Source organism: Cytobacillus sp. ABV4_503, assembly GCF_056158445.1.
This window is the reverse complement of the sequence record NZ_JBSWTH010000001.1, coordinates 4,907,125-4,919,994: the sequence shown is the minus strand read 5'-3', so window position 1 is coordinate 4,919,994 and position 12,870 is coordinate 4,907,125. Positions and strand designations below refer to the sequence as shown.

Here is a 12,870-nt window from a genome sequence, read left to right as displayed (position 1 = left end):
CCTCCAGCTGCTGTTATACATCCTGATAAACGTGAATGCTGCCTCTTTTTATATTTTCCCCACTTTGGAACCGTGCTCCGGCCATAATTTGAAATCTTATGTTTGCTATGTCTTCCCCTTCTATGATTTCACCAGGGAATAATAGCGGAATGCCTGGCGGATAAGGAGTTACCTGCTGTGCACATATTTTGCCGGCGGCCTCTTCCAGAGCCACCGTTTTAATGGCGCGACGTTCTTGTTCCTTTTGCTCCAGGGCAAGGCCAGAGACAGGCCTTTTACTGAAAGGGATTTTATCATGGCGGTCTGCAGGTCCATATGATTTCAACTCTTCTTCCAAGCAGTGAATAACCCGTTCTAATGGATAATCCATATCTTTTTTTAAAAGAGGCAAAACAAATAGGACATTATCTGGATCTGCCATTTCTGTAAAAATCCCGTGCTTCTCCAGAAGAATCTGCAGTTCAAACCCGCTAAGAACGGTTTCCGACTGGATGGTCACTTTTAAAGGGTCACCGTTTTGATGTTCAAAATTCAAAACTTTAATTCCTGTTACCTTACTTAGTTTCTTCCTGAACTGCCTGATTTTTTCAAGCAGTACTTCCTCATCCTTTGCCGAAAAGGAACCTAAATAGGCTCTTGCCAAATCAAGAGATGCCATAATGAGATAGGAAGGGCTGCTTGATTGGAGAACCCCCAGAAATTTGGACACTCTTTCTTCCTTTATTAAATGGCTATTAAAATGCAGATAAGCCCCCATCGTCATAGCAGGCAGAGTCTTATGTGCGGATTGTACAACCAGATCTGCCTGAAGCTGAACGGCCGAAGCAGGAAAATCTTTTCCCCCGATCAAATGTGCTCCATGTGCTTCATCCACCAGTATGGGGATTCCATGATTATGAGCGTACTCAATAATGCTTTCAAGGTCAAACACCATTCCGTAATAATTAGGATAGGTTAAGACAAGGGCTTTTGCTTCCGGATTTTGTCTGATTGCCTCTTTAACGGTCTCTAAAGCTACTCCCCCGGCAACGCCCCACTCTTCATTAAATTCAGGCGCTAAAAAGACAGGCTTAGCCTTAGCCAATGTAATGCCATTAAGAATGGACTTATGACAATTCCGCTGGACAAGTACAGTCTCATTTTCCTTTGCGGCTGACATGACCATGGCGAGATTTCCTGAGGTCGATCCGTTAACAAGGAAAAAGCTTTTTGGAACACCATACAAATCGGCAAGCAGCTTTTGCGCCTCCAAAATGACTCCTTCAGGAGAATGCAAATCATCCAGTCCGCTGAGCTCAGTAGCATCGAGCTTTAAAATATCTTTAAAATATTCTGCTCCCTCACCGCCTGAAAGTTGACCGTTCTTATGTCCCGGCACATGAAAAGATACCGGCTGATGTGAAGCATGTTTTTTTAATTGATCCCATAATGGAGTCTGTTCGTGATTCATATCTTCATCACTTTCCTAAGATTCTTCTCTTATTTTAACAAATCAAGTATACGCTTGCTATAAAAGAAACATGAGGGCGATATCTGCGCCAGTCCCTGAATCATCAGGCAAATTTATGAAAGAAATCCTTTATAGACATACACCCAAATTAGATTTCCATCATACAATATTAATCAAGTAACCTCAAAAAACCCGCCAATGAATATTCGAAAAATTGTATACAATACCATTGATCTGGGCAGAATAAGTGTATGGAGGTGGAGTGATTGGGTTCGCTATTAGCAAAAAAACATGCAGGGGAAGAATGTGTCATATGCGAGCAGGAAAAAACCAGGGGAATACATCTATACACTTCTTTTATCTGCACAGATTGTGAAAAAGGTTTAATCACCACGGATACAAGCAATCCAAAATATAATTATTACTTAAAGAAACTGCGGAAAATAACCATGCCGGAGATATTTTCTTAAAATGTAAGCCCTTTGATAGGGGCTTTTTATTTTATGCGGGTTTCTTGGGCCTACCCAGCCAGCATGGCGGGCAGTTTATCTAATATGTTTTTGTTTTTATCTAGCAGGAATTCGATTTTATCTCGCATATATTGAAGTTTATCACACATTTGGCACAATCCATCTTTGGTGAGAACGGATTTGACTTTTAAAAAGATGATGCAATAAGGAGTGGCGCATATCATGAAAAAGTGGCGCATTTGTTGACCGATGTGACGCATATATCTATTTTCCATTAAAAAGAAGAGTCCCAATAAAATATTGGGTACCGTAACTCATCCAAGCACACATAAAAGAGCACCCATCAGGTGCTCTTTCATATGCCCGGCAGCGTCCTACTCTCACAGGGGGACAGCCCCCAACTACCATCGGCGCTGAGAAGCTTAACTTCCGTGTTCGGTATGGGAACGGGTGTGACCTTCTCGCTATCGCCACCGGACTATTTGATTGAAGAAACTTCGTTCCCTCAAAACTAGATAATGCATGAAGAAGTATTTGCCGAGTATTCACCAATGACTTGGTTAAGTCCTCGATCGATTAGTATCAGTCAGCTCCACATGTCGCCACGCTTCCACCTCTGACCTATCAACCTGATCATCTTTCAGGGATCTTACTAGCTTGACGCTATGGGAAATCTCATCTCGAGGGGGGCTTCATGCTTAGATGCTTTCAGCACTTATCCCTTCCGCACATAGCTACCCAGCGATGCCTTTGGCAAGACAACTGGTACACCAGCGGTGCGTCCATCCCGGTCCTCTCGTACTAAGGACAGCTCCTCTCAAATTTCCTGCGCCCACGACGGATAGGGACCGAACTGTCTCACGACGTTCTGAACCCAGCTCGCGTACCGCTTTAATGGGCGAACAGCCCAACCCTTGGGACCGACTACAGCCCCAGGATGCGATGAGCCGACATCGAGGTGCCAAACCTCCCCGTCGATGTGGACTCTTGGGGGAGATAAGCCTGTTATCCCCGGGGTAGCTTTTATCCGTTGAGCGATGGCCCTTCCATGCGGAACCACCGGATCACTAAGCCCGACTTTCGTCCCTGCTCGACTTGTAGGTCTCGCAGTCAAGCTCCCTTGTGCCTTTACACTCTGCGAATGATTTCCAACCATTCTGAGGGAACCTTTGGGCGCCTCCGTTACTTTTTAGGAGGCGACCGCCCCAGTCAAACTGCCCACCTGACACTGTCTCCCGCCCCGATCAGGGGCGCGGGTTAGAATTTCAATACAGCCAGGGTAGTATCCCACCGACGCCTCCACCGAAGCTGGCGCTCCGGCTTCTCAGGCTCCTACCTATCCTGTACAAGCTGTACCAAAATTCAATATCAGGCTACAGTAAAGCTCCACGGGGTCTTTCCGTCCTGTCGCGGGTAACCTGCATCTTCACAGGTACTATAATTTCACCGAGTCTCTCGTTGAGACAGTGCCCAGATCGTTACGCCTTTCGTGCGGGTCGGAACTTACCCGACAAGGAATTTCGCTACCTTAGGACCGTTATAGTTACGGCCGCCGTTTACTGGGGCTTCGATTCAAAGCTTCGCTTGCGCTAACCTCTCCTCTTAACCTTCCAGCACCGGGCAGGCGTCAGCCCCTATACTTCGCCTTGCGGCTTCGCAGAGACCTGTGTTTTTGCTAAACAGTCGCCTGGGCCTATTCACTGCGGCTCATCAGGGCTATGCACCCTAATGAGCACCCCTTCTCCCGAAGTTACGGGGTCATTTTGCCGAGTTCCTTAACGAGAGTTCTCTCGCTCACCTTAGGATTCTCTCCTCGCCTACCTGTGTCGGTTTGCGGTACGGGCACCTTTTCCCTCGCTAGAGGCTTTTCTTGGCAGTGTGGAATCAGGAACTTCGGTACTAAATTTCCCTCGCCGTCACAGGTCAGCCTGTGTGGTAACGGGATTTGCCTCGTTACCGGCCTAACTGCTTGGACGCGCTAATCCAGCAGCGCGCTTACCCTATCCTCCTGCGTCCCCCCATTGCTCAAACGGTAAAGAGGTGGTACAGGAATATCAACCTGTTGTCCATCGCCTACGCTTTTCAGCCTCGGCTTAGGTCCCGACTAACCCTGAGCGGACGAGCCTTCCTCAGGAAACCTTAGGCATTCGGTGGATGGGATTCTCACCCATCTTTCGCTACTCATACCGGCATTCTCACTTCTAAGCGCTCCACCAGTCCTTGCGGTCTGGCTTCAACGCCCTTAGAACGCTCTCCTACCACTGACATCGAAAGATGTCAATCCACAGCTTCGGTGATACGTTTAGCCCCGGTACATTTTCGGCGCGGAGTCACTCGACCAGTGAGCTATTACGCACTCTTTAAATGGTGGCTGCTTCTAAGCCAACATCCTGGTTGTCTAAGCAACTCCACATCCTTTTCCACTTAACGTATACTTTGGGACCTTAGCTGGTGGTCTGGGCTGTTTCCCTCTTGACTACGGATCTTATCACTCGCAGTCTGACTCCCATGGATAAGTCTTTGGCATTCGGAGTTTGTCTGAATTCGGTAACCCGATGGGGGCCCCTAGTCCAAACAGTGCTCTACCTCCAAGACTCTTACTACATGAGGCTAGCCCTAAAGCTATTTCGGAGAGAACCAGCTATCTCCAAGTTCGATTGGAATTTCTCCGCTACCCACACCTCATCCCCGCACTTTTCAACGTGCGTGGGTTCGGGCCTCCATCCAGTGTTACCTGGACTTCACCCTGGACATGGGTAGATCACCTGGTTTCGGGTCTACGACCACATACTCATTCGCCCTATTCAGACTCGCTTTCGCTGCGGCTCCGTCTCTTCAACTTAACCTCGCATGTAATCGTAACTCGCCGGTTCATTCTACAAAAGGCACGCTATCACCCATTAACGGGCTCTAACTACTTGTAGGCACACGGTTTCAGGATCTCTTTCACTCCCCTTCCGGGGTGCTTTTCACCTTTCCCTCACGGTACTGGTTCACTATCGGTCACTAGGGAGTATTTAGCCTTGGGAGATGGTCCTCCCTGCTTCCGACGGGATTTCTCGTGTCCCGCCGTACTCAGGATCCACTCTGGAGGGAACGAAGTTTCAACTACAGGGCTTTTACCTTCTCTGGCCGGCCTTTCCAGACCTGTTCATTTACCTCGTTCCTTTGTAACTCCGTGTAGAGTGTCCTACAACCCCAGGAGGCAAGCCTCCTGGTTTGGGCTAATCCCGTTTCGCTCGCCGCTACTCAGGGAATCGCGTTTGCTTTCTCTTCCTCCGGGTACTTAGATGTTTCAGTTCCCCGGGTCTGCCTTCAATACCCTATGTATTCAGGTAAAGATCCTATCCCATTACGGATAGGGGGTTTCCCCATTCGGAAATCTCCGGATCAAAGCTTACTTACAGCTCCCCGAAGCATATCGGTGTTAGTACCGTCCTTCATCGGCTCCTAGTGCCAAGGCATTCACCGTGCGCCCTTTCTAACTTAACCTACTTCGGCCGCTGATCGACTGCGGATCTCTGCGTCAGCTCTCTCGCTCCGCTCCTCACGTACTAAAGTACGCTCCGGTGCTCACTCGGTCGCTTCCTTGATCTCCTTGCCGCTCATCGTCCTCATGGTTTGTGCTCTTACTTCGTTTTAAAACAAAAATAAGAAAAAAACTAAGATGGCGATTACTCGGTTATTGCTTCTTCATTAACATTATCTAGTTTTCAAGGAACAAAAAATAACGAATGGAATCGTTATGGTTGGTGGAGCCTAGCGGGATCGAACCGCTGACCTCCTGCGTGCAAAGCAGGCGCTCTCCCAGCTGAGCTAAGGCCCCATTATATGAGATGGTGGGCCTAAATGGACTCGAACCATCGACCTCACGCTTATCAGGCGTGCGCTCTAACCAGCTGAGCTATAGGCCCACATAATAGGTAAAGTATGAAAATGTGAGAGATTGAACTCTCAAAACTGAACGAACAAAACACGTCACGTTTCATGTAAATATCCTTAGAAAGGAGGTGATCCAGCCGCACCTTCCGATACGGCTACCTTGTTACGACTTCACCCCAATCATCTGTCCCACCTTAGGCGGCTGGCTCCAAAAGGTTACCCCACCGACTTCGGGTGTTACAAACTCTCGTGGTGTGACGGGCGGTGTGTACAAGGCCCGGGAACGTATTCACCGCGGCATGCTGATCCGCGATTACTAGCGATTCCGGCTTCATGCAGGCGAGTTGCAGCCTGCAATCCGAACTGAGAATGGTTTTATGGGATTCGCTTAACCTCGCGGTCTCGCAGCCCTTTGTACCATCCATTGTAGCACGTGTGTAGCCCAGGTCATAAGGGGCATGATGATTTGACGTCATCCCCACCTTCCTCCGGTTTGTCACCGGCAGTCACCTTAGAGTGCCCAACTGAATGCTGGCAACTAAGATCAAGGGTTGCGCTCGTTGCGGGACTTAACCCAACATCTCACGACACGAGCTGACGACAACCATGCACCACCTGTCATCCTGTCCCCCGAAGGGGAACGCCCTATCTCTAGGGTTGTCAGGAGATGTCAAGACCTGGTAAGGTTCTTCGCGTTGCTTCGAATTAAACCACATGCTCCACCGCTTGTGCGGGCCCCCGTCAATTCCTTTGAGTTTCAGCCTTGCGGCCGTACTCCCCAGGCGGAGTGCTTAATGCGTTTGCTGCAGCACTAAAGGGCGGAAACCCTCTAACACTTAGCACTCATCGTTTACGGCGTGGACTACCAGGGTATCTAATCCTGTTTGCTCCCCACGCTTTCGCGCCTCAGCGTCAGTTACAGACCAAAGAGTCGCCTTCGCCACTGGTGTTCCTCCACATCTCTACGCATTTCACCGCTACACGTGGAATTCCACTCTTCTCTTCTGCACTCAAGTTCCCCAGTTTCCAATGACCCTCCCCGGTTGAGCCGGGGGCTTTCACATCAGACTTAAGGAACCGCCTGCGCGCGCTTTACGCCCAATAATTCCGGACAACGCTTGCCACCTACGTATTACCGCGGCTGCTGGCACGTAGTTAGCCGTGGCTTTCTGGTTAGGTACCGTCAAGGTACCGGCAGTTACTCCGGTACTTGTTCTTCCCTAACAACAGAGTTTTACGATCCGAAAACCTTCATCACTCACGCGGCGTTGCTCCGTCAGACTTTCGTCCATTGCGGAAGATTCCCTACTGCTGCCTCCCGTAGGAGTCTGGGCCGTGTCTCAGTCCCAGTGTGGCCGATCACCCTCTCAGGTCGGCTACGCATCGTCGCCTTGGTGAGCCGTTACCTCACCAACTAGCTAATGCGCCGCGGGCCCATCTGTAAGTGATAGCCGAAACCATCTTTCAGCTTTCCCTCATGTGAGGGAAAGAATCATCCGGTATTAGCCCCGGTTTCCCGGAGTTATCCCAGTCTTACAGGCAGGTTGCCCACGTGTTACTCACCCGTCCGCCGCTGACTTCAGGGAGCAAGCTCCCATCTGTCCGCTCGACTTGCATGTATTAGGCACGCCGCCAGCGTTCGTCCTGAGCCAGGATCAAACTCTCCATATAAGAGTTGATTAAGCTCATAAATTGTCTTTTCAAAAAAGACTAAAGAATTAACGTTGACGTTTTTGTTCGTTCAGTTTTCAAAGATCAATCCGCCGCTCAGAAGCGACTTTATTAATATATCATTCTCACGAATAAATGTCAACATCTTTTTTAAGATGTTTTTTCATTACGTCATGGTGACGACCTTTAATATATTATCACCAGCGCTAAGATCTGTCAACAGAATCACTAAAAAAATTTATAAATAAAAACAGCCGCTTCGAACGGCTGTCCAATTACATAATCCATGTCTGTATGGCAACAAGCGCAAACAATCCAGGTATGCCTAGAAATCCGGAAATGGCCGAAGTGGCAAGGTTTATGGGTACATGTATGCCAACCTGATTGCCAAATGCATTTAAAAAAAATAAAAAGAGGGCTCCTATAATCAGTTTAATGGCTCCCTGCCCTATGAACCTTACAGGTTTTAATGGGGCACCTATAAATAGAAGCAATAAGATTAACCCTCCTAAAATGGAGATTACTGCAATAGGGTCCAAAAGAAAAATCCTCCTCTCAGGAAACTTGTACTACTAATTTATGATTAGCGCGTACAAAAAAGACCTGAGAGGAGGACAAGTATTTTGTATTGAACGATTTTCTTTCCGCAACGGGAACAAACTAGATTCTGACTTTTACATTTCTCTTTTTAGCTTCCCTGAATAGAAAAAAGTATTTAGCTTCGGCCAGCTTTGCCTGGCTGATTGCTTCCGGGGAAGGATCAAAGCTCTTTTCCACTAGTGATTTCTGGTTGTTCCAATCTGTTTTCAATCTGTTCAGCTGCTCCAAAAGCTTCTCATCAAACTCGCTCCGAAGCCATCCTTTCCTGCGAAAAAACATAAATTCCGCCTCCGTGCTTAAACTTCTCTTCTGCCCTCTAACGCTTTCGAAAGCGTTACTTCATCCGCATATTCCAAGTCTCCGCCTACTGGCAGGCCATGAGCAATCCGGGTAGCCTTTATGCCGGATGGCTTGATCAGGCGGGAGATATACATGGCTGTTGCTTCCCCTTCAATATTTGGATTGGTGGCAAGAATAATTTCCTGGACTGTTTCATCCTGAAGCCTCTTTAGTAAATCAGGAATATTGATATCTTCAGGCCCTATTCCATCCATTGGAGAAATGGCTCCGTGAAGGACATGATACAGTCCGTTATATTCCTTCATCTTTTCCATAGCAATAACGTCCTTCGGATCCTGGACCACACAGATTACTGACCGGTCGCGTCTCTGGTCCTCACAAATATAACAAGGGTCCTGATCAGTGATATGTCCGCAGACAGAGCAGTAAGATAAATTTCTTTTCGCATTGACAAGTGCCTTGGCAAAATCCAGCACAGTATCTTCTTTCATACTCAAAACAAAAAACGCCAGACGCGCAGCCGTTTTTGGGCCGATTCCGGGCAATTTCATAAAGCTGTCAATCAGCTTTGATATCGGTTCAGGATAATGCATGTATGATTTCCTCCTATATGAAAAGGAAAAGCGCCGCGAGCATGACGGCCTGATGAAGATTCCCATCAGACTATGTTCGCTGGCGCTCAGCCTGTCCGTTCTTTCGTGCATATCTCTATTATAGATAAAACATGCAAGAAAGAATTCTTTCAGGACGTTTAATTAAAACATTCCCGGCAGGTTCATTCCTTTAGTAAATTGGCCCATTGTGTCGTTTGTTAAGTCATCCGCTTTTTTCAGTGCATCGTTAGTTGCCGCCAGAACAAGGTCCTGAAGCATTTCAATATCTTCCGGATCAACAACTTCTTCTTTAATATTTACTTCTAATACTTGTTTATGTCCGGATACAATGACAGTCACCATTCCGCCGCCAGCTGTTCCTTCAATTCTTTTTTCGCCAAGCTCTTCCTGTGCCTGTGCCATCTTCTTTTGCATTTTCTGCATTTGCTTCATCATATTTTGCATATTTCCCATTCCACCGCGCATTTCACATACCTCCAACTATTTTCTATTCTTTAATTTCAATTAGTTCAGCGCCAAATAACTTGACTGCTTCAGCCACATGGGGCTCTTCCTCAGTTCTGCCGAAGCCCTCGCCAGACTCATCTCCGTCACGCTGGCTGCGCAGGAAATCCTCCCTGACACTTTGCCATTGTTCATCCGGAATGCCGACCAGCTGCAGTCTCTTGCCTAATAGCTCAAACAGGACATTCGCCAGTGTGTCGAGGAATTTCGCATTATCCATGGCCATTTGACAGTGAATTTCATATTTGAATTTTACGATAAGTGCTGTTTCGGATGCGGCAACAGGTTCTGCTTCATTGAGAAGCGCCGCCTGAGAGCGCATCTGGTTTTGAACAAGAAGGTTCAGCATTTCGCCCCAGCGGCTCTTTACAGCTACCAGGTCGTTTTTCGTTGCCTGTTTCAGTACTTCATTCACTTTTCCAACTGGTGCCTGGAATCCTTTTCGTGAACTTCTCTGCGTTTTTTTCTGTACAGCAGGAGCTCCATCATCTTTCACCGCTATGCCGTTTTTCTTTAATTCCGCCAGCTCATGCTGAAGCTGTTCGATTTTTTGCATCAGCGGCTTGATGTCTGCAGACTGTCCTGCTCTCTCTCGCTGTTCAAGCTGGCACAGCTTCACAATCGCCACCTCCAGGAAAATCCTCGGATGGTTGGTCCATCGCATTTCCTGCTGGGCTTTGTTCAGTACCTCAATAAGCTCATATAGCTCTTCCGGCTCCACTTCCTGGGCAAGCTGCTGGAAGTCTTCATCAAGCATGACTCTTTCCAATGATTCCTCCAGCCTTGGAGCTGCTTTATATAAAAGCATATCCCGGTAATACAGAATAAAGTCTTCTATAAAACGGGATGGATCTTTTCCCTGAAAAAGAAGCTCTTCCAGAAATTCCAGCCCGGCTGCGGCATCCCTGTCTTTAACCGCTCTTGCCAGTTTATTTAGAAATCCTTGCGATACTGCACCTGTCACAGACAGGGCATCTTCTACTGTAACGCGATCCTGGCTGAAGGAAATTGCCTGATCAAGCAGGCTAAGAGCATCACGCATACCGCCTTCTGCAGCTCTCGCGATGATCTGCATTGCCTGGTCCTCATATGATGCATCTGTTTCATCCGCAATCAGCTTCATTCTTCCTGTTATCGCCTGAGCAGTAATCCTTTTAAAATCAAATCGCTGGCACCGGGAAATAATCGTTAGCGGAATTTTATGAGGCTCCGTTGTGGCTAAAATAAAAATGACATGCTTAGGCGGCTCTTCAAGCGTCTTTAACAGGGCATTGAAAGCTCCAATAGAAAGCATATGCACCTCATCGACGATGTAAACTTTATACTTTACAGCGTTTGGGGCATATTTCACTTTGTCCCTGATATCCCTGATTTCTTCTACACCATTATTAGAGGCAGCATCAATTTCAATGACATCAGGGATCGAACCGTCTGTAATGCCTCTGCAGGCTGCACACTCATTGCACGGTTCAGTGACAGGTGCCTTCTCACAGTTAACAGCCTTTGCAAGAATTTTTGCTGCACTTGTTTTACCGGTTCCGCGGGGGCCGGAAAACAAATAGGCGTGTGATATCTTCTCCTGAAGCAGGGCGTTTTGCAAAGTCTTTGTCACATGTTCCTGCCCGACAACATCGATAAACTGCTGCGGACGCCAAACACGATATAAAGCTTGATAACTCACTGACACGCCCCCTTCCTATGTATAGTCCTTCATCTATTATAACGTATCTAAATTCCTTTTTACAAAACCTAGAGCAAATAATTAAAACAAAAAACCCACCCCGCTAAAGGATGAGTTTTAATTACAATATAAACTGCCGTGCACCTTCCGTCGACTGACGCCCATAGGCGTTACTTAAGCAGTTAGCTCGGCCCAGGCAACCCTGCGGCACATGGGAGCTTCCACTTAATGCTGCTTCCTTCCGGACCTGACATGATTCATGGATTCCCATTGCGCAGGACCCGGGCGTCAACACCACTTACTTAAGGCAGGCCCTACAGGACATCAGCCTCGGGAAGGGATTCAGCCTCGCTAGAGCGGATTGCGAGTACAGGGCACCGCTACCTCCCCGCCTAGCACGGCAAAGTTGATACCATATTTAGTTGCGTCTTTGTCCGACGCATTTATAAGTATACTAACATTTAGGTGAAAAAGCAATGCCTAACCATTGTCAATTCCTGTATCAAGTTCCATCTGCAGCAATTGCCTTCTTTTTTTCTCTTCTTTCTTGCGCTTTCGCAACCCTCTGAAAAAGCTCGAAAGCATCTCGCCGCATTCTTCTTCCAGCACCCCTGGCACAACTTCACTCTGGTGATTGAACCGCTCATCCTGCAATAGATTCATAAGCGTCCCGGCACATCCGCCCTTTGGATCCTTAGCCCCATACACTACCTTTTTAATACGCGATAAGATGATGGACCCCGAACACATCGGACAAGGCTCCAAGGTAACATAAAGAATGGCATTCTCCAGCCTCCAGGTTCCGAGTTTTTTACATGCCTGATCAATGGCAAGCAATTCCGCATGCGCAATCGCAGTCTGATTCACTTCTCTCAAATTATGTGCCCGGGCAATAATTTCCCCGTCCAGGACAATGACTGCGCCAATCGGAACTTCTTCCAGCCCCTCCGCCAGCTTTGCTTCTTTAATGGCCTCCCGCATATACAGTTCATCTTCAGTGAATGATGCTTGTATCAATTATCTTCATTCCTTCTCTTAACATCTGTGTAAAAGCCGCCCCTCTTACGAAAAATAAGCTTAAAGGAGCGATACTATGAAAAATCCGCAAGCCTATAAACCGGCTCTTATCATTATTGACATGATTAACGACTTTAATTTTGACCATGGAAAGATACTTGCTGAAAAAGCATTGTATATCGCAAAACCCATCAATGAGTTCAAGACTGCTTTTTATGAGCAGGATCTCCCGGTCATTTATGTGAATGATCATTATAATCTCTGGCAGGCTGATCTGGATACAATTATGGATCATTGCCGCAATCCTGTGAGCGCGCCTATCCTTCGTGAGATGCACCCGTCACCGGATGATTATTTTTTAATAAAGCCAAAGCATTCAGTCTTTTATGGCACTGCCTTAAATACCCTTTTGCACCAGCTCGGCGTCAACATGCTTGTCATGACGGGAATCGCCGGCAATATCTGTGTCCTTTTTTCGGCCAATGATGCCTATATGAGAGAATATCATTTACATATACCACATGACTGCACCGTTTCTAATGATGACCACGATAATGAAAATTCCTTAAAGATGATGGAAAACGTATTAAAGGCCAATATATCTTCCTTCTCTGAAAACAATTATAACATTTCTTCTATGTTTCCTTCATAAAATGGCAGTAGTGTTCTAAGACGCGTTTT

General features: G+C 47.2%; 9 protein-coding genes, 2 tRNA genes, 3 rRNA genes and 1 other RNA gene. 2 read left to right on the top strand and 13 right to left on the bottom strand.

Features of this window, described 5'->3' with window-relative positions; all coding sequences use genetic code 11:
- Positions 1–13: 13 nt before the first annotated feature.
- Complete coding sequence (locus ACXAD1_RS24520) at positions 14–1,450, bottom strand: aminotransferase class I/II-fold pyridoxal phosphate-dependent enzyme (protein WP_206845888.1); 1,437 nt, start codon at positions 1,448–1,450, stop codon at positions 14–16.
- A 266-nt stretch (positions 1,451–1,716) separates the two neighbouring features.
- Here ACXAD1_RS24520 and ACXAD1_RS24515 point away from each other — a divergent pair, with 266 nt between their 5' ends.
- A complete protein-coding gene (locus tag ACXAD1_RS24515; protein WP_474911248.1) occupies positions 1,717–1,920 on the top strand; it encodes a sigma factor G inhibitor Gin in 204 nt (67 codons plus the stop codon).
- A gap of 361 nt (positions 1,921–2,281) precedes the next feature.
- On the opposite strand, the gene rrf is transcribed toward ACXAD1_RS24515, so the two are convergent.
- The 12 genes from rrf to tadA form a co-directional block, all read right to left on the bottom strand.
- Positions 2,282–2,398 (bottom strand): 5S ribosomal RNA (gene rrf, locus ACXAD1_RS24510).
- 78 nt (positions 2,399–2,476) lie between these two features.
- Positions 2,477–5,412: ribosomal RNA gene (locus ACXAD1_RS24505) — 23S ribosomal RNA — on the bottom strand.
- A gap of 258 nt (positions 5,413–5,670) precedes the next feature.
- Positions 5,671–5,746: transfer RNA gene (locus ACXAD1_RS24500), tRNA-Ala, on the bottom strand.
- 11 nt (positions 5,747–5,757) lie between these two features.
- Positions 5,758–5,834 (bottom strand) — tRNA-Ile (locus ACXAD1_RS24495).
- 89 nt (positions 5,835–5,923) lie between these two features.
- A 16S ribosomal RNA gene (locus ACXAD1_RS24490) occupies positions 5,924–7,473 on the bottom strand.
- Together the 16S, 23S and 5S rRNA genes with 2 tRNA genes alongside form the textbook arrangement of a ribosomal RNA operon.
- Positions 7,474–7,748: 275 nt before the next feature.
- Positions 7,749–8,012 carry a pro-sigmaK processing inhibitor BofA family protein gene (locus ACXAD1_RS24485; RefSeq protein WP_206846176.1) on the bottom strand — a complete coding sequence of 88 codons (264 nt, stop codon included), beginning with the start codon at positions 8,010–8,012 and terminating at the stop codon, positions 7,749–7,751.
- A 121-nt stretch (positions 8,013–8,133) separates the two neighbouring features.
- Positions 8,134–8,352 (bottom strand): YaaL family protein, encoded by a 219-nt coding sequence (locus ACXAD1_RS24480; protein WP_206846178.1) that lies wholly within the window; start codon positions 8,350–8,352, stop codon positions 8,134–8,136.
- A 17-nt stretch (positions 8,353–8,369) separates the two neighbouring features.
- A complete protein-coding gene (gene recR / locus ACXAD1_RS24475) occupies positions 8,370–8,966 on the bottom strand; it encodes a recombination mediator RecR (RefSeq protein WP_009336775.1) in 597 nt (198 codons plus the stop codon).
- Positions 8,967–9,128: 162 nt separating this feature from the next.
- Positions 9,129–9,452, bottom strand: coding sequence for a YbaB/EbfC family nucleoid-associated protein (locus ACXAD1_RS24470; protein WP_053433273.1), 324 nt, complete (start codon positions 9,450–9,452; stop codon positions 9,129–9,131).
- 22 nt (positions 9,453–9,474) lie between these two features.
- A complete protein-coding gene (dnaX, locus tag ACXAD1_RS24465) occupies positions 9,475–11,172 on the bottom strand; it encodes a DNA polymerase III subunit gamma/tau (protein WP_206846180.1) in 1,698 nt (565 codons plus the stop codon).
- A gap of 136 nt (positions 11,173–11,308) precedes the next feature.
- Positions 11,309–11,573, bottom strand: an RNA gene (gene ffs, locus ACXAD1_RS24460) — signal recognition particle sRNA large type.
- Positions 11,574–11,652: 79 nt separating this feature from the next.
- On the bottom strand, positions 11,653–12,189 hold the full coding sequence (gene tadA / locus ACXAD1_RS24455) for a tRNA adenosine(34) deaminase TadA (protein WP_206846181.1): 537 nt from the start codon (positions 12,187–12,189) through the stop codon (positions 11,653–11,655).
- A gap of 76 nt (positions 12,190–12,265) precedes the next feature.
- On the opposite strand from tadA, the gene ACXAD1_RS24450 reads away from it, so the two are divergent.
- Positions 12,266–12,841 (top strand): cysteine hydrolase family protein, encoded by a 576-nt coding sequence (locus ACXAD1_RS24450; RefSeq protein WP_370221575.1) that lies wholly within the window; start codon positions 12,266–12,268, stop codon positions 12,839–12,841.
- The last annotated feature ends 29 nt before the right edge of the window (positions 12,842–12,870 follow it).

Excerpts from the sequence above, each read along its gene's own strand:
- ACXAD1_RS24520 (WP_206845888.1), bottom strand. The coding sequence starts at position 1,450 with ATGAATCACGAACAGACTCCATTATGGGATCAATTAAAAAAACATGCT.
- ACXAD1_RS24450 (WP_370221575.1), top strand. The coding sequence starts at position 12,266 with ATGAAAAATCCGCAAGCCTATAAACCGGCTCTTATCATTATTGACATG.
- recR (WP_009336775.1), bottom strand. The coding sequence starts at position 8,966 with ATGCATTATCCTGAACCGATATCAAAGCTGATTGACAGCTTTATGAAA.
- ACXAD1_RS24480 (WP_206846178.1), bottom strand. The coding sequence starts at position 8,352 with ATGTTTTTTCGCAGGAAAGGATGGCTTCGGAGCGAGTTTGATGAGAAG.
- ACXAD1_RS24470 (WP_053433273.1), bottom strand. The coding sequence starts at position 9,452 with ATGCGCGGTGGAATGGGAAATATGCAAAATATGATGAAGCAAATGCAG.